Source organism: Pseudomonas sp. B20, assembly GCF_020515755.1.
In the GTDB taxonomy this organism is placed as follows: Bacteria; Pseudomonadota; Gammaproteobacteria; order Pseudomonadales; family Pseudomonadaceae; genus Aquipseudomonas; species Aquipseudomonas syringae.
Genome location: NZ_JAHPJG010000005.1, coordinates 247,527 through 267,802, shown reverse-complemented (window position 1 = coordinate 267,802; position 20,276 = coordinate 247,527). Strand labels below are relative to the sequence as shown.

The following is a 20,276-nucleotide window of genomic DNA, read 5'->3' as shown; positions in this document are numbered from 1 at the left end:
GAAATACTATCGGGAGCGAACCTTGTGTCGATCACCTATTGCTCGTCAGCCCGCCAAGATGCAGGCAGCCCTGAATGATTCGGAAGGAAGCCTACCGATGGAACGTCTTACCGCAAAAGACTTTGCTCCTGAACTGCTTGAACTGTATGACTACTACGCGCACGGCAGGATCAATCGGCGCGAGTTTCTCGATCGTGCAGCGCTGTTCACCTTTGGCGGCCTGACCGCCAGCGCGCTGCTTGCCTCGCTGAGCCCCAACTACGCGCTGGCCGAACAGGTGGAGTTCACCGACCCGGACATTATTGCCGAGTATGTGTCCTACCCTTCGCCCAAGGGGCATGGTCAGGTTCGCGGCTATCTGGTACGTCCGGCCAAAGCCGCCGGAAAAGTACCGGCAGTGGTTGTGGCACACGAGAATCGCGGCTTGAACCCTTACATCGAAGACGTGGCGCGCCGCGTTGCCAAAGCCGGTTTCATTGCGTTGGCACCTGATGGACTGTCGTCGGTCGGCGGCTATCCGGGCAACGATGACAAGGGCCGTGAGCTGCAGCAGACGGTCAACCCGGAAAAGCTCATGAACGACTTCTTTGCCGCCATCGAGTGGCTGATGAAGCATGACGCGACCACCGGCAAGGTCGGCATCACCGGTTTCTGCTACGGCGGCGGTGTGGCCAATGCCGCGGCGGTTGCGTATCCCGAGCTGGGCGCTGCGGTGTCGTTCTACGGGCGTCAGCCCAATGCCGAAGACGTGGTGAAGATCAAGGCGCCAGTGATGATTCACTACGGCGAACTGGATACCCGCATCAACGAAGGCTGGCCGGCCTATGAAAAAGCCTTGAAAGCTGCGGGCAAGACGTACGAAACGTACATTTATCCGGGCGCCAATCACGGCTTCCACAACGACTCCACCCCACGTTACGACGAAGCTGCGGCCAAACTGGCCTGGGATCGTACATTGGGGTGGTTTAACAAGTATCTGGTTTAAGTTCTGGCCGAACGGCGCGGCACAGATCGTTGACGCGCCGCATCACGCAAGGCATTCCCGCGCTGGAAAATACCACTATCGTGCGACGCTCCGCGTCGTCATGCCGTTCTGGACGCTCCGCGTCCTCTCTATAGCGCCCTCACCCGCTCCAGCAGTACTTGCAAGGGATGCTTCACCACTTTGCCATCCTGGCGTTTGACCTGGCTGCGGCATGAGTAGCCATCGGCGACCAGTCGACCTTCACCGCCATGCCGCGCCACCAGTGGCTGCCAGGACTGACGATAGATGGTGTCGCTGGTTTTCGCGTTTCGGGTTTCATGCCCATAGGTGCCGGACATGCCGCAGCAGCCGCTGGCCAGCACTTCCAGCTTGAGCCCGGCGCGGGCGAAAGCTTTCTGCCAGAGGCCGACACTGGCGGGCTCGTTGGTCTTTTCAGTGCAATGCGGCAGGAAGTAGTACGTTTCTGCCGACGCGCTATCACGACCTTCCTCGACCGTAGACGCCAGCCATTCCTGCGGCAGCATGACCTCGGGCACGTTCTCGCTGCCCAGCGTCTTGCTGTACTCCTGGCGGTAAACCAGGGTCATGGCCGGGTCCAGACCGAGCAGCGGGATGCCGTACCCGGCCAGCTTGCCCAGCGACTGACTGTTGAAACCCGCCGCCTTCTCGAACGCCTGCAGAAAACCCTGCACCTGCAGCGGCTTGCCATTGGGCGCAAACGGTGCGAGGTAGACCTGATAACCGAGGCGCGAAATCAGCTCCAGCCAGTCTGCCGCCAGCGGGGTTTCGAAATATCGGGTGAATGCATCCTGAACCAGCACCACCGTGCGCTTGCGCTCCTGCTCGCTCAACGCGGCCAGACGCTGCGGAGTGGCGATGCCCACATTCCAGCGAGCGCAGGCCGCGCGGAAGTCGGTCAGGCTCAATAACGGGCTGTCGACCATACCGGCTACATGCTCAAGCAGGTAACGCACCGGCCTTGCGCCCATGATCGCGTTGTACAGCTTCGGAAAGCGCGCCAGGTGCGGAATGCTGAACTCCAGCGAGCCAATCAGGTAATCCTTGATCGGGCGCAGGTAGCGGCTGTGGTACAGCTCAAGAAAGCGCGAACGGAATTCGGGCACGTTGACCTTCACCGGGCACTGTCCCGCGCACGACTTGCAGGCCAGGCAACCGGCCATGGCGTCGTAGACTTCGTGGGAGAAATCCTTCTGCCCCGCCACCCTGGCGATACTGTTGACGGTTCGCTCGGCAAGGCTTTTCAGCACATTGGCACTGCGCGCCCTGGCGCTGGCGGTGAGCACGTTGACGTCCTGCTCGCCTTGCAGGCGCAGCCATTCCCTGACCAGCGAAGCGCGGCCCTTGGGTGAGTGAATGCGGTCACGGGTGGCTTTCCACGACGGGCACATGGCGTCGTCGGTGTCATAGTTGTAACAGGCGCCGTTGCCATTGCAGTGCAGCGCGCTGTCGTAGCTTTGCCAGACCCGTTCATCGATCGTGCGATCCAGGTCGCCGCGCAACGTCACTTCATCCACCAGCGTCAAGCGTGATTCCGGCACTGTGGCAGGCGTGGCGATCTTGCCGGGGTTAAGCTGGTTGAACGGGTCGCAGGCGGCCTTGAGGGCCTGCAATGCGGGATACAACTCGCCGAAATATTCAGGCACGTATTGCGAACGCAAGCCCTTGCCATGCTCGCCCCAGAGCAGCCCGCCGTAGCGCTTTGTCAGCGCGGCGACGGCGTCGGAGATTGGCCGAATCAGCGCCGCCTGCGCGGGGTCCTTCATGTCCAGAATCGGTCGCACGTGCAGCACACCGGCATCCACATGGCCAAACATGCCGTATTGCAGCCCGTAGCTGTCCAGCAGCGCACGGAACTCCTGAATGTAGTCGGCGAGATTTTCCGGGGGCACGGCAGTGTCTTCGACAAACGGCTGCGGCCTCGCTTCCCCCTTGACGTTGCCGAGCAGCCCCACCGAACGCTTGCGCATGGTGTACACGCGGTTCACTGCAGCGCTGCCAGCCGCCAGCGTATGGCCGAGGCGCAGCACCGACCTGTCGGTCTGCAAGTGCGCAACGAACGCATGAACGCGCTGTTCCACCTCACTCAACTCATCGCCGCTGAACTCGATCAGGTTGATGCCCAGCGTCGGCGTTGCAGGGTCCTGGGGGAAATACTCGGCCACGCCATGCCAGACGATATCCTGCATGGCCAGCATCAGCACCTTGGAGTCCACGGTCTCGATGGACAGCGGCTTGTGCGCCATCAAGGCCTTGGCGTCCCGCAGGGCGTCCATGAAACCGGCATAGCGAACGTTGACCAGAATCGAATGTTTGGGAATCGGCAGGACGTTGAGTCGGGCCTCGACGATAAACCCCAGTGAGCCTTCAGAACCGCAGAGTACGCTGTTGAGGTTGAAACGCCCGTCTTCCTCGCGCAGGTGCGCCAGATCGTAGCCCGTCAGACAGCGGTTCAGCGGTGGAAAGACATCCTTGATCAATTGGGCCTGCGTATCGGCAATCTCCTGCGCGCAGCGATAGACGTCGCCGGCGCGGTCGACGCGTGCCTGTTCGCTGGCCAGCTGCCCGGCACTCAATGCATGGCTGTTGACGTACGAACCGCCCAGCAACACCGTGGACAGCTCAAGGACGTGATCACGGGTCTTGCCGTAGGTGCAACTGCCCTGCCCGCTGGCATCGGTGTTGATCATGCCGCCAATCGTGGCGCGGTTGGAGGTCGACAGTTCCGGCGCGAAAAACAGCCCGTGCGGCTTGAGCGCGGCATTGAGCTGATCCTTGACCACACCGGTCTGCACGCGCACCCAACGTTCCTCGACGTTGATCTCGAGAATAGCGTTCATATGCCGCGACAGGTCGACCACCACGCCGTCGGTCAGCGACTGCCCGTTGGTCCCGGTGCCGCCGCCACGCGGGGTCAATACCACCTGTTGGTGCTCGGGCCGCGCCGCCAGCCGGGCGACGATTGCGACGTCATGACTGTCCATCGGGAACACGGCAGCCTGTGGCAGGCGCTGGTAGATGGAGTTGTCAGTGGCCAGCACTGTGCGCGAACCGAGGTCACGGGCTATTTCGCCACGAAAGCCGGCCTCCGCCAGGGCATTGAGGAAACGGTCATAGTGACCGACCTGCTCGGAAGTCGGTTTCAACAGCGCAATCATGGTGGTCTTCCTCGCTAGGCGTTTTATATGCAAAGCACGTATGCTTCGAAACGCTCGAATGCATGGCGTTATCAACGGTTAGCGTGATTCTCCGGCCTGTCATGCTTCAGTGCAAACGTAAAACCTGCCGTTTTTCCATGAGTTTTATGAATGAACACCCGAAGACTGACGCCCTCCATGTCGCTGCTGCTCGCCTTCGAGGCCGCCGCGCGGCATGGCAGCTTCACCAAGGCCGCAGACGAACTGGCCCTGACCCAGAGCGCCGTCAGCCGGCAGGTTCAGGCGCTGGAGGCACAACTGGAAGTTGAACTGTTCAAGCGCGATGGCAGACGCATCGAGCTGACTACCGCAGGCGCGCTGTATCAGCATGAGCTGGCCGCCGCGCTGGGCCGCATTCGCAGTGCGACGCTGCAAACCATCGCGCACAAGGCCGAAGGCGGCACGCTGCATCTGGCCGTGCTGCCGACCTTCGGCTCGAAGTGGCTGCTGCCACGGATGAATGACTTTTACACCCGGCATCCGGGCTATGTGGTGCATATCCATTCACGCATCGTGCATGCCGACCTGACGCCCGCCGCCAGCGAAATGAACGCAATCATCTGTGCCGGCAACGGCAGCTGGCCCGGTTACATCGCCCATCCGTTGGTCAGTGAAAAACTGGTGGTCATTGCCAGCCCGGCTGCCCTTGCCGGCTACCAGTCGATGACCCCGGCGCAGGTGGCCCAGCATGCGTTGCTGAGCGTGGTGTCGCGGCCCAATGCCTGGTCGGACTGGTTCGACAGTAATCGGCTGGACCACCACATCATGCGCCCCGGTCCGAGTTTCGAACTGACCTCGCACCTGATCCAGGCCGTCGCGGCCGGCATTGGTATCGCGCTGGTGCCGCGCATTCTGGTGCAGGACGAAATCCACAGTGGCGAACTGGTCACCCTGTTCGAGCCTCTGGACAGCGGACGCAATTATTACCTGGCTTACGCCACGCGTTTTCAGAACCTGCCATCACTGTGCGTGTTCAGGGACTGGCTGCTGTCGACGCCGTTTCCCGACCCTTTGTAAAAGCTGCCCGCAACAGGAGCCACTGTGCGTATCGAGCCCCTTCCGCCGCTGCAGAACCTGATCGCTTTCGAAGCTGCCGTCCGGCATGGCAGTTTCACGCGTGCCGCCACCGAACTGAACCTGACCCAGAGCGCGATCAGCCGTCAGGTTGCGCAACTGGAGGAATTCCTCGGCCGCGCGCTGTTTCGTCGCGAGCACAAGCGCATTCATCTGACGGTCGCCGGGCAGATTTACGCCGAGCAGATCCAGCGCGTACTGACCCTGTGCGCCGAGGCCACCGCTCAGGTGATCACTCACAGCGGCGATCAGCAGCTGACCCTGGCTTGCTCCAGCGGCGTAGCGGCCTTGTGGCTGGGGCCTTTGCTGGGACGTTATCGCGACGCCTTCCCGGCCGTGGATATCCGCCTGCGCGTGGTCGACGGGCTGGATTCGCTGATTCGCGCCGAATTCGATCTGGCGCTGTATTTTCTGCGCGAAGTCTCACCGGCGGGTCTCGACAGCCGTCTGCTGTTCGCCGAATCGGTCAACGCTTACTGCTCGCCTGACTACCTGGGCGGGCGCCTGCTGGAGCCCGCGCAACTGCTGGATCATTGCCTGCTAATGCTCGAAGACGGCCAGCGTCAATGGTTGTCGTGGGGTGACTGGTTCGGCCGCCAGGGTGTCGATGCCTCACTGATCCGCAAGCGCATGACCGTGAACCTGTATCCGGTGCTGGTCGATCTGGCGGTCGCCGGGCATGGCATCGTGCTCGGCTGGCAGCCGATGATCGACCGCCACGTGCAGTCCGGCGCGCTGGTGCCCGCCTGCCGCAAAAGCGTCGGCGCGGTAGGCGGCTATTATCTGCTGACACCCAGCGGCAAGACGCCTCGGCGTGCCGCACGCGCCTTCGAGAAATGGCTGGCAGACGAACTCGCCACAGTGGCTCCACCGCTCTGAAACCTGCATGCGCTTGGCGCATGCAAATCTGCGTAATAAGCGTTTTCTTAAAATCAGCCCAGCGCCTACTCTCGACTGAAACGGGCAAAAAGACCTGACTCAGCCGCACTCGTACCTACCCTGCCCCTCAATCAATGCAGCCGATGCAGGGGGCTTCCCTGCGTGTATCGCATGCAGGAGCTTATCCGGTGAGCACATTACAATCCTCTGCTTCACGCACCCATGAACAAAAGGCACGCCGCGCGGTGGTCGCCACGGTGATCGGCAATGGCCTTGAATGGTTCGACTTCACGGTCTACAGCTTCTTCTCGGTGATCATCGCCAAGGTGTTCTTCCCCACCGGCAGCGAACTGACGTCTTACCTGCTGGCGCTGGCGACCTTCGGGGTGGGCTTTTTCATGCGTCCGGTGGGCGGCATTGTGCTGGGCATCTACAGCGACAAGCGCGGGCGCAAAGCGGCATTGTCGCTGACCATCCTGCTGATGGCACTGGGTACGCTGATCATCGGGCTGACCCCCAGCTTTGCGCAGATCGGCTATCTGGCACCGCTGCTGATTGTCCTGGCGCGCCTGCTGCAAGGCTTCTCTGCCGGTGGCGAGATGGGCAGCGCCACGGCGTTTCTCACCGAGCATGCGCCTGAGGGCAAAAAAGCCTTCTATTCCAGCTGGATTCAGGCCAGCATCGGCGTAGCGGTGCTACTGGGTTCCGCGCTGGGCGCGGTGCTGTCCAGTTACCTGACCCAGGCACAGCTCGAAAGCTGGGGCTGGAGGGTGCCGTTTCTGATCGGCACGCTGATCGGGCCGGTCGGCTTCTATATTCGCAGCCGGGTTGACGAGACACCTGCCTACAAGGCTGCCAAACCGGTCGAATCGCCGCTGCGCGAAGTGATCAAGACCTACCCGCGACAGACCCTGATCAGCTTTTCGCTGGTCGTGCTGTGGACCGTCTGCACCTATGCCATCCTGTTTTACATCCCCTCCTACGCCCAGCGCGTGCTCGGCCTGCCGTCATGGATGGGCTTCAGCGCCGGCATGATGGGCGGCGCGGTACTGATCGTCGCCACGCCGATTGTCGGCGCCCTGGCCGACCGCAGCGGGCATCGCCCCTGGCTGCTGGGCTCGGCCATTGCCATCTTCCTCAGCGCCTACCCGATGTTTCTGTTCATCAACCAGATGCCGGGGCTGTTTTCACTGTTGATCTTCGAGCTGGTGCTCGGCCTGCTGATTTCCGCTTACATCGGCTCGATCCTCGCAGCCTTCGGTGAATTGCTGCCAACCCACGTGCTGTCCACCGGGCTTTCGGTGGCCTACAACTTCGCCGTCACGATCTTCGGCGGGTTTGCCACCTTCACCATCACCTGGCTGATTGCCTCGACCGGCAGCAACCTGGCGCCGGCCTTCTACATCATGTTCGCCGCCATCGTCAGCGGTATTGGCGCAATGCTTTATCACGACCGTGCGCCTGCGGCCCATCAACCCTTGTCTGGAGCTTACCAATGAGTACCACTGAAGCCACACACCTGATCCTGCGCAACGGCCGCCTGCTGGACGTGCAACAAGGACAACTGATTTCGGGCCAGGAGGTCGTGATCGAGGGTGAGCGCATTGTCGCGGTGCGTGCCGAAGGTGAACCGGCCCCGGCGGGCGCTCAGGTCATCGATCTGGGTGGCAGAACACTGATGCCCGGCCTGATCGACTGCCACGTGCATGTTCTGGCTTCCAACGCCAACCTGGGCATGAACGCCCTGCAACCCAACGCAATCATCATGTACCGCGCCTTGCCGATTCTGGCGGCGATGCTCGACCGTGGTTTTACCACCGTGCGCGATGCCGGGGGCGCTGACTGGGCTTTGGCCCGCTCGATTCAGATGGGGTTGATTCCCGGCCCGCGCATCTTCGCATCGGGCAAGGCACTGTCACAGACCGGCGGCCATGGCGACATGCGCGCACGCGGCGAACTGCTGCTCAACGAGCCCTGCTCCTGCTGCTTCCGCGCCGGGGCCATCGCCCGCGTGGTGGATGGCGTCGACAACGTGCGCCTGGCGGTGCGCGAAGAGCTGCAGCAAGGCGCCAACCAGATCAAGATCATGGCCTCGGGCGGTGTGTCCTCGCCAACCGACCCGATTGCCAACACCCAATACAGCGAAGCTGAAATCCGCGCCATCGTCGATGAGGCCGCCGCTGCCAACACCTACGTCATGGCCCACGCCTACACCGCTCGGGCGATTCGCCGGGCCATCGAATGCGGCGTCAGAACCATCGAACATGGCAATCTGGTCGATGCCGACACCGCGCGGCTGATGGCTGAGAAAGGCGCATTTGCGGTACCCACCCAGGTCACTTACGAAATGCTCGCCGAATATGGCGAACGCTTCGGGCTGCCGGCAGACTCGGTCGCCAAGATCGAGGATGTGCGCCAGGCCGGGCGCAATGCCCTGTTACTGTTCGCCGAAGCGGGCGTACCAATGGGCTATGGCTCGGATTTGCTGGGGGAAATGCATGAGTACCAGACTCATGAATTGAAGATTCGCGCAGAACTGCTGGGTAATCTGGCAGCGCTGCGCAGTGCGACAAGTGTGGCGGCGCAGATCCTTCAGCGTGAAGGCGAACTGGGCTGTATCGCCGCCGGTGCGATAGCCGATCTGCTGGTGGTGGATGGCGACCCGCTGAGCGATATCAGTTGCCTGGTCGGTCAGGGCGAGCACCTGGCGATGATTGTTCAGGGCGGTCATGTGCGCAAGAACACTCTGGTCTGACGCCTGGTCAGTGCGTGTCGTCAGTGCGCATTGTGGTCCCAGATCCAGCTCCACACACCGGGCAAGCTGACAGGCTCGCCCGCCGCCTTGACCGTGCGGGCCAGTGCCGCGCGCTGCAACTGCGCGCTGTCGTCATAGAACGGCTTGTCGGCGAGCCGCACGCCGGTCTGCCCGGCACTGTCGACCAGAATCTGCAGGTACTCCCGCGCATGCCGCGCGGTGTAGCGGTTCAGGTCATGGAAGGTCACCACCACCGGAATCACGCCATCCACCGCAGGCAGCTCGCCAGCGGCAATGCGCTCGCGCACCTGTGAGAGCTGGCTGACCATGTTGGAGCGGCGGCGCAGGCTGAAGTTATAGCCCCAGATCTTGCCGTCATTGGCACTCAGGTCAGTGAGCAGTACCTGCAGACGGTGGCGCTGATAGGCGCTGAAGGTGCGTTTGTCGTAATTCCAGAACGGCGGACGCAGCAAGGTGGTCGGCACACCGGTGATAGAGGCGATGATCGCGCAGCCCTGGGTCAGGGATTGCTCAAGCTCCTCATCGCTCAGCGAACGGTGGTTGGTGTGGTGCGGCGTGGCGGTGTGAAAGCCCAGCAGGTGGCCTTCTTCATGCTGACGACGCATGATCGCCCGGCCCTGATCACTGTTACCCGCACCGGTTGCGCCGGTCTGCACGAAGAACACCGCCTTGATGCCCGGCTGCAGCGGATTGTCGGCCAGGCTGTCGAGCACGGTGATGCTGGGGTTGTAGAACGTCGAGGCGCTCGGGCCATCGTCGAAGGTCAGCAGAAAGCGCACCGGTGGCTGTTGCTGCAGCTGCGCGGCGGTTTTCGCGGTCAGCGGGATCGGCGCGCTGATGCAGGCCGACAGGCTCGCAGCGATGGCCAGTACGCAAAAAGCCTTGAGCACGAACTTAATCACGGTAGGGAATCCTGTGGCCGGTCTGCTGAAGCGCACGCATGATCATCCACAGGCGCGGCAAACACAATCACTGCCGCCCGAAGTTTATCTGCACCGAAACAACTCATGCGATTGAAGTCGGCATGGCTTACCGGCATATGTTGGCAGTCGATGGCCTGCCGATGCAGGCTGTGATCAATATCGGGATCGTGCAGGTAGACGAAATCGCTGTCGCAATCGGTGACCATCACCCAGTGCGGTGCCTTGGAACGGGTCAGGCGGTAACTGCTGATCAGCACCAGCGGCTTGCCGCCATCGGCCAGCAGACCTGGCAGGTTCAGCGAGCGATTGGGCAGTGTCTGCACACCGGCGGTTTGCAGCGCCTCACAGAACTGCTCGTGAACCAGGCGAATCACCTGTTTCTTGTTGTCACTGCGCACACCGCCCAGAAACAGCGGGCCTGAGACCGACACCAGCAGCTTCACCGCAAAACCCCGTTGAAGAGCCGCCAGCGCAAGCCCCTGAGGACTGCAACCGCCGTGGCCGGAGGTCATGAACACCGTGGTCGCCTCACGCCAGATCTGCAATTCTTCGCCACGGCCCATCGAGCGCGCAGGTTGCAGGGCCTTCATGGCCATCAGCAGACAGGCCGGGCCACAGGTGAACTCCAGAGTCTGCTGGTAGTAAGGCACTGAGCGACTGTCCAGTCGGGCGTGTTCAACGATGCGTTTCTCGTAGCGCAAGGCCGGGGCATGGTCCTGGTAATAGTCGTCGACCTGGGCGAAACGCCGATAACCGCTGCGCTCGTAAAGCGCGATGGCGGCGCCGTTATCGGGGCGCACCTCAAGGCGCAGGTAAGCACAGTCGCGGCCCACGGCCTGTTGTTCGGCACGTTGCAACAACTGTCTACCCAGCCCCTTGCCCCGCGCTGCATCGGCAATCGCCAGCGAATACAAGCGCCCCAGTGAAGTGCCGCGATGAAACAGCACCAGCGCATAGCCGGTGAGCTGTCCGGCCTGCTCGGCGACGATCAGGCTGGCATTGGCACGGCGGATCATCCAGTGAAAGCTGCGCGCAGTCAGACGGTCGCCGTCAAAACACTGGTTCTCCAGAAGCAGCAAATCATCGACATCGGTTTCAACTGCATCTCGAAATATAAAGTCCATCTGCACCGCCGTAAAAGTTGTGTAACGAAACGGGACATTTCAAAAAGCACATGCTTAATAGAAAGGACTTGTTTCCCATCGGATCGATTACACATGTCAGCGGCACAGGTGAAGATGAACGAAGTATCTGCGCAACTTGCGCTTTCAGCAACAACCCGACGAGCAGACCCCACAACACTCTTTGCAGCGCAGAGGCAACTGGTGATTATTGTCGAACGGCTCGAAGACTGGGCATCGTACTTTCCCAGCGAAGACCTGATCAGCGCCCAGGACTACCTGGAAAAACCGCTGAAAGCCACGGCAGGCAGGCGTGTGCAAGTCATCAACCTGTGCCGCAGCTATAAATATCTGGGCCACGGTTATTACTGTTCCCTGCTGGCCGAAGCGCGCCAGCACAATGTTATTCCCTCGGTTAAGACCATCAGCGAGTTGACCCGCAAGTCACTCTACGGCCTGGCCCTCGATGACCTGGACAAGTTGCTGGAGACCGCACTTGAGGATCATCCCTATGACGACACCGAAGGGTTTACCCTGACACTGTACTTCGGCCAGACCACACTTGAGCCGTTGAAGGATCTTGCCCGTCAGTTGTTTGAAGTCTTCCCCTGCCCGATCCTGATGGTGGAGTTTCGCAAGCGTGACAACTGGCATATTGCGGGTATCAAGGCCGGCGCTCTGCCGCGTTTGCGCGAAGATCAGCAGGATGAGTTCGCCACGGCGCTGGAAGGCTTCAGCCGCAACGTCTGGCGCCAGCCCAGTTCGCGGCGCATGGCCCGCTACGACCTGGCGATTCTGCATGATCCGCAGGAACAGCTGCCGCCGTCCAACCCTGAGGCGCTGGCCAATTTCATCCGCGTCGGTCAGCGTCTGGGCATCGATGTCGAGCTGATTGAAAAGAAAGACTACGCCCGGCTGGCCGAGTACGACGCGCTGCTGATTCGCGAAACCACCAGCGTCGACAACCACACCTATCGCTTTGCCAAGAAGGCCGAAAGCGAGGGGCTGGTGGTCATGGATGACTCCACCTCGATCCTGCGTTGCACCAACAAGGTGTATCTGACCGACCTGCTCAAAAGCCATGATCTGGGCATGCCGCGAACGGAAATTCTCTACAAGGACCGCCCGGAAGAACTGCAGCACGTGGCCACACGCCTGGGCTTCCCGCTGGTATTGAAGATCCCCGATGGCTGCTTTTCCAGAGGTGTGATCAAGGTCAGCACGCCCGAGGAAATGCACACGGCAACGACCCAGTTGTTCGAGCACTCGGTATTGCTGCTGGCCCAGGAGTTTTTCTACACCGAGTACGACTGGCGCATCGGCATTCTCAATCGCAAACCGATATTCGCCTGCCAGTACTTCATGTCCAAGGGGCATTGGCAGATCTACAACCACAAGGCGATCGGTGCCGAAGTGATTGGCGAATGCCGCACGCTGGCGGTGCACGAAGCGCCGCGCGCCGTGGTCGAACTGGCGCTCAAGACCGCCAACCTGATTGGTGACGGCTTGTATGGCGTGGACTTGAAACAGTCAGGCGATCAAGTGGTGGTGATCGAGGTCAACGATAATCCGAACCTGGATGCCGGCATCGAAGACGCTTATCTGCAAGATGATCTGTACAGCCTGGTGCTGGAAGAGTTCGTCCGCCGTCTGGAGCTCAAGCGCCTCGGTCAGGCATGGTGAAACGATGATTCAGGGCCTGAAACTCGACAACAACCAGTTGCTGGCATGTGATCCGCAAAAAGCTCAGGTGCTGTGGTTCAGCGAACCGGATGCCGGGGAACGCAGATTGTTGCTGGAGCGATTCCACCTTGATGAGCACGCCGTTGCCTCGGCACTCGACCCGGACGAAATTTCGCGCATCGAGTTTCACCCTGATGCGTTGTTCGTCATCTGGAAACGTCCCGAGAACTATTCGGGCAAGGACAGCTTCTCGTTCGACGTCTCGTCCTTTGGCGTGCTGTTGAGCCGGGACCAACTGGTGCTGATCTGTGATGACGAGCAACCCTTGAGCGCGCTGGGCGCTCACCGCCCGTTGAACCAGCCGCTGGATATCCTTCTGGAGCTGCTGTTCAACAACATTCATCACTATCTGGGTCACTTGAAAGTCATCAAGATGGTCGCCCGGGAATTGCAGCAGAAATTCAACTCTTCCCTGGAAAACCGCCATCTGCTGCAGATGTTCAACCTCAGCGAAAGTCTGGTGTATTACATCAACGCCATCCACAGCAACGGTGCGGTCCTGACGCGTCTGCGCAATCATGCGCAAGGCAGGCAATACGCCGCCGACAGCCTGGCGCTGATCGACGACATGATCATCGAGAACGACCAGTGCTACAAACAGGCGGAGATCTATTCCACGGTGTTCGCCGGTCTGATGGATGCGCGCGGCAATCTGGTCAATAACAGCACCAACACCCTGCTGCGCAAACTGACCTTGATCAATGTGGTGTTTCTGCCGTTGAACCTGATTGCCGGGATCGGCGGCATGTCGGAATTCAGCATGATGACCGCCCCGCTGCACTGGTGGGTGGCTTACCCGGCACTGCTGCTGGCCATGCTCGGGATGGGGGCGGTGATGGTCTGGGGGCTGCGCAGAATGGCGCGCGCAGCCTGAGCGGTTATTGCTCCCACTCGGCCTTGGCGATCTGCAGACCATGCAGGCCGTTATAGGCCGCGCGCTCGGGGGACTGCCAGCCGTCCAGCAGCGACGCGTCGAGGTCATAGATCTCGACGCCCAGCGGCCGGCAGACGCTCAACGGGTCCTGCGCATCAGGCCCCCACATCGGCAGTGACAGGTCGCCACCCGGACAGGTCGACAAGGCACACAGCAGGTCGATTTCCGCGAAAAACTCCAGATAGTCGCCCTTCTGCGCCGGGCAGGCTTTCATGAAATACAGGTCGTCATGGTTCAGGCCAGTGCACTGGAAGATGTTCAGCACATCGTGCACATCGAACTCGGTCAGCCCGTGCGGCAGCACTGCGCGAGTCAGGTTGGAATGGCAGTGATGGTGAAAGTCTTCGCCGGTCAGCATCTTGTTGACGTAGGGATCACAGCGCGTGCCGAGCAGGTCATGCAGGCGACCGCCGTGCTCGTCGGTTCCGTAACTGGCCAAGCTGTCATCGGTGATGGTTACCATTGGCCGCAAAAACGGCAGGTTCGACCACAGCCGATCGTGGGTGCTGACATGCGCGCCCTGCAACTGCCGCGTGCGCGCAGCCCACAGTCGCTCGCGGGGGTCGTTGGCGTTCCAGACATTGAAATCGCCGACTTGCGGGCCCACCGGTGTGGTGACCCGAAACACCTGACCGGCCTTGACCTTCCAGGCCCGCCCGGTACGAATCGGTACTTCGAACTGTTCGACGAGGGTGCGTTGCTGCGCATTCGTGCGGATGCGCTCATAAAAGGCAGTGTCGACTTGCAGCGCCGCGCCTTTGCTGACCTGGTAAGCGGCTGGATAGTCTTTGTACATACTGGGCTTCTCGGTGGCAGGATGTACCGGTTGATACTGCAAATTACAGGCCCGATTACTGGAAATCCCGGCTGCGCACATCCAGCCCGGTGAGCAACGGCGTCAGGTCATACAGGCGCTGGGCAATCAGGTGCCGCACCCCGCTTTTCGATTCCAGTCGCCCGAACACCTGCAGCAATTGCGAGCCCACCAGCACCTTGCGCTGACGCTCGGCAAGGTCGCGCCAGACTACGACGTTGACCATGCCGAACTCATCTTCAAGGGTGACGAAGGTCACGCCACTCGCAGTGCCCGGTCGTTGACGACCAATGACCAGCCCCGCCACGCTGAGGGTCCGGTCGTTTTCCAGGTGTAACAAGTCTTGTGAGCTGCGAAAGCGCTTGGCAGCCAGTTGCCGACGCAGCAAGGCCAGCGGGTGTGGGCCCAGGGTGGTGCCCAGCGTTGTGTAGTCGGCCACCAGGTCTTCGGCCACGGTCGGCAGCGGCAAGATCACCTGGGTTTCTTCGCTGGGCAGGTCGTCGAACAGCGGGCGCTGGGCCTCAACCCCGGCGACTTCCCAGCGCGCCCGGTGCCGATGGCCGATCAGGCCGCGCAAGGCACCGGAATCCGCCAGCGCTTCGGCGGCGCGCGAGTCCAGCTCGGCGCGCAACGTCAGGTCCGTGGCATCGACAAACGGACGTTTCGCGCGCGCGGCTTCGATGCGCAAGGCATCTTCCTCACGAAAGCTGCGGACCATGCGCAGCCCGAGACGAATCGCCAGATTGCGCGTGCTGTCAGGATGATCGAGCGGCTCCAGCGAACAATCCCAGTCGCTGTAACGCACATCCACCGGGCGAATTTCAATGTGATGGCGACGTGCATCCTGCAACAGCTGATCCGGGCTATAAAACCCCATCGGCCAGCTGTTGATCAGTGCGCAGGTGAACGCTGCCGGTTCATGGCACTTGAGCCAGCAACTGGCGTAGGTCAGCAAGGCGAAACTGGCGGCATGAGATTCGGGAAAACCATAACTGCCAAAGCCCTTGATCTGTTCGAAGATCCGGTCGGCAAAGTCCGCTTCATAGCCGTTTTTCAGCATGCCCGTGCGCAGCCGTTCGCGATGCGGCTCGAGCCCGCCGTGACGTTTCCACGCGGCCATCGCGCGACGCAACTCGTCCGCTTCGCCCGGCGTGTAGTCGGCGGCCAGAATGGCCACTTCCATGACCTGCTCCTGGAACAGCGGCACACCCAGGGTGCGCTTGAACACCGATTCAAGCTTGGGCGGATAGGTGACTGCCTCTTCGCCATTGCGCCGCCGCAGGTACGGGTGAACCATATCGCCCTGGATCGGCCCTGGCCGGACAATGGCGACTTCGATGACCAGGTCGTAGAATTTTTCCGGTCTGAGGCGCGGCAGCATGGCCATCTGCGCCCGCGACTCGATCTGAAACACGCCGATGGTGTCGGCCCGGCTGATCATTTCGTAGGTTTTCCGGTCGTCGCCCGGAAGACTTGCCAGAGTCCATCGTTGGCCACGGTGCAAATGCACCAGATCGAACGTACGGCGCAAGGCACTGAGCATGCCCAGTGCAAGAATGTCGACTTTCAACAGGCCGACCAGGTCCAGGTCGTCCTTGTCCCACTGGATGATAGTGCGATCGGCCATTGCGGCGTTCTCGACCGGCACTAGCGTTTCAAGCGGGTGTTCGGAAATCACGAATCCCCCCGGGTGTTGCGACAGGTGCCGGGGAAAACCGATCAGTTCGCCGGTCAGCGCCAGCACGCGCTTGAGGATCGGCGTGTCGGCATCGAAGCCGTATTCGCGCAAGCGTTCAGGCGACGGCAACGAATCGCTCCAGCGACTGAAGGCTTCGGCCAGGGCATTGATCTGGTCTGGCGGCAAGCCCAGCACCTTGGCCACGTCACGCATCGCGCCGGAACCGTGATAAGTGCTGGCTACGGCCGTCAGCGCTGCCCTGCCCCGGCCATAGCGCCGAAAGATGTACTGAATGACTTCTTCGCGGCGGTCATGCTCGAAATCCACGTCGATGTCCGGTGGCTCGTTGCGCTCTCTGGAAATGAAGCGCTCGAACAGCAGGTTGCTCTGTTCCGGGTTCAGTTCGGTGATCCCCAGCGCATAACACACTGCCGAGTTGGCCGCCGAGCCGCGTCCCTGACAAAGGATGTGCTGGCTGCGGGCAAACTCGACGATGTCATGCACGGTCAGAAAATAGCTGTCGAACTTCTTTTCCGCGATCAGCGCCAGTTCCTTCTCGACCTGCGCTCGGGTGGCCGGTGTCAGCCCGCCCGGCCAGCGCCTGCGAACACCGCGCTCGGTCAGTTCACGTAGCCACGACGTAGAGGTCTGGCCCTTGGGGACCAGCTCATGCGGGTATTCATACTTCAAATCGCCCAGGTCGAACGTGCAGCGCCGGGCAATACGCACCGACTCGGCGAGCAGCCAGTCCGGGTAATGCTCGCTGAGCGCATCCAGTGGCCGCAAATGGCGCTCGCCATTGGCAAACAGCAGATGACCTGCCTCGGCCACTGTGGTGTGGTGGCGGATGGCAGTCATGGTGTCCTGCAGGGCACGCCGGCCACGCGCATGCATGTGCACATCGCCACTGGCCACTGCCGGAATACCCAGCGATTGTGCCAACGCCAGAAGGTCGGCCAGCCGCTGCTCGTCATCCGGGCCACGGTGCAGCCCGACACCCAGCCACAGGCGCTCGGTAAATCGCTCACGCAACCAGCGTCCGCCGGCCAGACAGGCTTGAGCATCCTCGTCGAGGTCCGGCAGCCAGAGGGCCAGCAACCCGGCCGGCGCAGGCTCGAAGTCTTCGCGCAACACGCGGTATTCACCTTTTTTGGCCCTGCGGCGCGCGACCGTGATCAATGTGCACAGCGCCTCATAGCCTGTCTGGTTTTCCACCAGCAAGACGACTTTCGGGCCGTGTTCGATGTGCATTTCGCTGCCGACGATCAACGGCAGACCGGTGCTTTTTGATGCCTGCCAGGCGCGTACGATACCGGCCAGGGTGCACTCGTCGGTGATTGCCAGCGCCTTGTAGCCATGACGCACCGCCCGTTCGAACAACTCGCGTGCGCTCGAGGCACCCCGCTGAAAGCTGAAGTTGGACAGGCAATGCAGCTCGGCGTATTCGCTGGTCATGCGAACCAGCCATGCAGCAGCAACTCACCCGGCTCGCCAACCGCGCGATACGCCCAGGCGCGTTGGCCACTGGCGGTTTCGACCAGGTAATAGTCGCGGCGCACATCGCCGCCGTCCCACCACCCGGATTCGATTCGCTCGGGCCCGGCCACGATGCGGGTCGCCTGTACCGGCAGTGGCTGAGGCTCGCGCAGCAGCCAGCCCGGACGCGTGAAGCCTCTGGCTGGCAGGACCGGTTTACTGCTGCTGTGCGCTTGCCAGGCACATTCGGGACGATAATCGGCCTGGGCGCGCAAGCCATTGACTGACTCGTCGCCCAGACGCGCCCGCAGGCGCTCGCGCAGTTGCTCCCAGGGCAAGGTCTGCTGCACGCGCTCATCGAACAACTGACGGTGCGCCGGGACGAAATCCGGCAAGTCTCGCGCCAGCAGGCGCACGGCACGTACCGGCGACGCTACCAGCACCTGTTCCAGCCTGCCGCGGGCCAGTTCGAAGAGCATCGAAGCATCGCGCTCGGCACTCAGCAGTCCGACTGGTACCACAGTCTCCGGACCTTCAACATGCTCCAGATGCAGGGAAAATCGCTGCACACCGCTGTCGCGTCCGGCCAGGAACAAGGCCAGATCGGCGATCAGCCGCTTGAGCGGAAACAACAGGGCCTGATGGGACTCGACATCGAAATTCAGCTCGATGCGTACATCGAAAAAGTCCGGCGGCGTGTAGCACTCCAGCGCCACGGGGCGCTCGCCGAGCAAGGTGTCGAGGTGCTGCAGCACGCTGGCCGGAAACCGCCGGGCCAGCGTATCGCGGGGCAGCCCCAGCACCTGCCGCACGCTACGCAGCCCCATGCGTGTCAGGGCGGTAGCGGTTTCGCGGCTCAGGCCAATGCGTTCCAGTGGCATCTGCTCCAGACGGCGACGCAATTCATGCGGACAGTCGATGCTCAGCCCGTCATGCATGTTGGCCAGCATTCGCGCGGCTATCGGGTTGGGCGCGACCACGATGCGATGGCGAAAACCCTGCGTGGTCAGCTCTTCACGCAAACGCGCCTCGAACACCGGCCAGGGGCCGAACAACTTGAGGCTGGATTCGATTTCCATCAGCAGCACCCGCGGGTACTTGAGGCTGACATTGGAACTGAAACCGTAGGCCCAGGCCGCGAGCAGTTGCTGCAAACGCTCGATATCGGCCGGGTCATGCTCGATCGTGGTGAAGTTCGGCACCAGCGCCTGGGCTGCGGTCAGCGACTGCCCGGCTTTCAGCCCCAACGCACGCGCAGCCGGATTGACGCTCTGCAATACGCGACGTTGAGCGCTGCCGCTGATCAGCGCCAGCGGTTCATCGGGGTTGCCGTGACGACGCATGACGCCGTCCAGCGCCAGTTGCGGCAGCAAGACACAGGCCCAGAGCATAAGAACCTCAAGCGTCGGTCGGGAACGGAATGGGGAAAGGCGGCGCAAGTCCGCCCCGGCATTTGAGCACCCGCAACTGTGCGGGACGGATATCGAGCGCTATGCGCAGGGCCGCAGGTGAAGGGTTGGCGGCGGCCTGCTGCGGGCGACAGGCAAAGGCCAGGGTCTGCCCGGTTTCGGCAGCCACCTGCAAGCGGCGCAGTGCACGGTCATCGACCATGCCGGGCCAGCACACGACCGCGCCACAGCTGCCGGAGCGCAGGCATTGCTCGGCGGCCCACAGGGCATCGCGGGGACTCGCCTCGATCACCACCAACTGGCGCAGATCGACGCCGGCGGACAGCCACGCCTGTGGGTAAGGAATATAAGGCGGTGCGACCAGCACAATGCGCTCGGCGATTGCGGAAAGCCGTGCCAGGCTCGGCCATAGCAGGCGCAGTTCGCCGCTGCCATTGGCCGGAATGAGGATTTCAGTCAGGGCCGCAGCAGGCCAGCCGCCGGTGGGCAAGGCAGCGTCCAGCAACGCGTGGCCACTGGGCTGCGGGCTGACCTGTGGCGCGCTCTGCTGACGCCCTTTCCAGACCCTGCGCTCATCCAGCAAGGCGTCCAGGCTGACCACCGCGCCCATCATTCGCGACGCACCAGCCCGCAGAACACGCCTTCGATGGCGAAGTCCTGATCGGGCGTGACGATGATCGGTTCATAGGCCGGGTTGCGCGGCAACAGGCGCACCTGATCGGCGCGGCGTTGCAGGCGTTTGATGGTCACCTCGCCGTCCAGACGGGCAACCACGATCTGTCCGTCACCGGCCTGCGAGTTACTGTGCACGCCCACCAGATCGCCATCGAGAATACCGTCCTCGATCATCGAGTCGCCCTGCACACGCAGCAGGTAGTCCGGCACACGGGTAAAGGTGCTGCGGTCCAGGTGCAGCGTGGTGTGGATATCGAGATCAGGCCCGATCGGTGCGCCCGCCGCCACGCGCCCCAGTACCGGAATTTCCAGCAATTCGGGCCGTGGCTCAGTGTTCAGCAGGCGAATGCCCCGTGCCTGATGCGGGACGACTTCGATCAGCCCGGCTTCAGTGAGGGCGACAATGTGTTTGCGTGCCACGCTGCGTGAAGCAAAACCGAAAGCCTCGGAAATTTCCGCCAGGCTCGGTGATTGCCCCTGCAGCGCGATGCGATCGCGGATGAAGGTAAGGATAGCGTTGCGTCGAGGAGATAATGTGCTCATGGAGTACATTTGTACTCCATTCGGTGTTTTG

At 61.8% G+C, this 20,276-nt stretch carries 15 protein-coding genes; 7 read left to right on the top strand and 8 right to left on the bottom strand.

Features of this window, described 5'->3' with window-relative positions; genetic code table 11:
- Nucleotides 1–97 precede the first annotated feature (97 nt).
- Nucleotides 98–985, top strand: a complete 888-nt coding sequence (gene yghX / locus LIX91_RS07730; protein WP_003416575.1) for a YghX family hydrolase — start codon at nt 98–100, stop codon at nt 983–985.
- Between the two features lie 128 nt (nt 986–1,113).
- Here yghX and LIX91_RS07725 read toward each other — a convergent pair whose 3' ends face one another.
- The gene (locus LIX91_RS07725) at nt 1,114–4,161 is read right to left on the bottom strand and encodes an FAD-binding and (Fe-S)-binding domain-containing protein (protein ID WP_226488277.1); all 3,048 of its coding nucleotides are present in this window, start codon (nt 4,159–4,161) and stop codon (nt 1,114–1,116) included.
- A 150-nt stretch (nt 4,162–4,311) separates the two neighbouring features.
- On the opposite strand from LIX91_RS07725, the gene LIX91_RS07720 reads away from it, so the two are divergent.
- The 4 genes from LIX91_RS07720 to LIX91_RS07705 all read left to right on the top strand — a co-directional run bounded on the left by LIX91_RS07720 (nt 4,312) and on the right by LIX91_RS07705 (nt 8,908).
- The gene (locus LIX91_RS07720) at nt 4,312–5,217 is read left to right on the top strand and encodes a LysR substrate-binding domain-containing protein (RefSeq protein ID WP_103688443.1); all 906 of its coding nucleotides are present in this window, start codon (nt 4,312–4,314) and stop codon (nt 5,215–5,217) included.
- Nucleotides 5,218–5,241: 24 nt separating this feature from the next.
- Complete coding sequence (locus tag LIX91_RS07715; RefSeq protein ID WP_201417575.1) at nt 5,242–6,153, top strand: LysR substrate-binding domain-containing protein; 912 nt, start codon at nt 5,242–5,244, stop codon at nt 6,151–6,153.
- A gap of 188 nt (nt 6,154–6,341) precedes the next feature.
- On the top strand, nt 6,342–7,652 hold the full coding sequence (locus LIX91_RS07710; protein WP_003416564.1) for an MFS transporter: 1,311 nt from the start codon (nt 6,342–6,344) through the stop codon (nt 7,650–7,652).
- Complete coding sequence (locus tag LIX91_RS07705) at nt 7,649–8,908, top strand: metal-dependent hydrolase family protein (RefSeq protein ID WP_016568113.1); 1,260 nt, start codon at nt 7,649–7,651, stop codon at nt 8,906–8,908. The genes LIX91_RS07710 and LIX91_RS07705 overlap by 4 nt, the downstream gene beginning before the upstream one ends.
- A gap of 20 nt (nt 8,909–8,928) precedes the next feature.
- On the opposite strand, the gene LIX91_RS07700 is transcribed toward LIX91_RS07705, so the two are convergent.
- Both LIX91_RS07700 and LIX91_RS07695 read right to left on the bottom strand, forming a co-directional pair.
- The gene (locus tag LIX91_RS07700; protein WP_226488276.1) at nt 8,929–9,831 is read right to left on the bottom strand and encodes a polysaccharide deacetylase family protein; all 903 of its coding nucleotides are present in this window, start codon (nt 9,829–9,831) and stop codon (nt 8,929–8,931) included.
- Complete coding sequence (locus tag LIX91_RS07695; RefSeq protein WP_003416558.1) at nt 9,828–10,976, bottom strand: GNAT family N-acetyltransferase/peptidase C39 family protein; 1,149 nt, start codon at nt 10,974–10,976, stop codon at nt 9,828–9,830. The genes LIX91_RS07700 and LIX91_RS07695 overlap by 4 nt, the downstream gene beginning before the upstream one ends.
- Before the next feature lie 93 nt (nt 10,977–11,069).
- Between LIX91_RS07695 and LIX91_RS07690 the strand changes: the two genes are divergently transcribed.
- Nucleotides 11,070–12,656 (top strand): RimK family alpha-L-glutamate ligase, encoded by a 1,587-nt coding sequence (locus tag LIX91_RS07690; RefSeq protein ID WP_003420659.1) that lies wholly within the window; start codon nt 11,070–11,072, stop codon nt 12,654–12,656.
- Nucleotides 12,657–12,660: 4 nt separating this feature from the next.
- Nucleotides 12,661–13,590 carry a magnesium transporter CorA family protein gene (locus LIX91_RS07685; protein ID WP_226488275.1) on the top strand — a complete coding sequence of 310 codons (930 nt, stop codon included), beginning with the start codon at nt 12,661–12,663 and terminating at the stop codon, nt 13,588–13,590.
- A gap of 4 nt (nt 13,591–13,594) precedes the next feature.
- On the opposite strand, the gene LIX91_RS07680 is transcribed toward LIX91_RS07685, so the two are convergent.
- From LIX91_RS07680 to lexA, 5 genes are read right to left on the bottom strand one after another with little or no spacing between them, the layout of a single operon-like run.
- Entirely contained in the window at nt 13,595–14,446 is an 852-nt protein-coding gene (locus tag LIX91_RS07680) for an urea carboxylase-associated family protein (protein WP_003410362.1), read from the bottom strand.
- Between the two features lie 55 nt (nt 14,447–14,501).
- Nucleotides 14,502–17,597: an error-prone DNA polymerase gene (locus LIX91_RS07675; protein ID WP_226488274.1), complete on the bottom strand. Its 3,096-nt coding sequence runs from the start codon at nt 17,595–17,597 to the stop codon at nt 14,502–14,504.
- Nucleotides 17,594–19,009 (bottom strand): Y-family DNA polymerase, encoded by a 1,416-nt coding sequence (locus tag LIX91_RS07670; RefSeq protein ID WP_226488273.1) that lies wholly within the window; start codon nt 19,007–19,009, stop codon nt 17,594–17,596. Before LIX91_RS07670 ends, LIX91_RS07675 begins: the two co-directional genes overlap by 4 nt.
- A 7-nt stretch (nt 19,010–19,016) precedes the next feature.
- Nucleotides 19,017–19,637: a translesion DNA synthesis-associated protein ImuA gene (gene imuA, locus LIX91_RS07665; RefSeq protein WP_032702976.1), complete on the bottom strand. Its 621-nt coding sequence runs from the start codon at nt 19,635–19,637 to the stop codon at nt 19,017–19,019.
- The gene (lexA, locus tag LIX91_RS07660) at nt 19,637–20,254 is read right to left on the bottom strand and encodes a transcriptional repressor LexA (RefSeq protein WP_226488272.1); all 618 of its coding nucleotides are present in this window, start codon (nt 20,252–20,254) and stop codon (nt 19,637–19,639) included. Before lexA ends, imuA begins: the two co-directional genes overlap by 1 nt.
- Between the last annotated feature and the right edge of the window lie 22 nt (nt 20,255–20,276).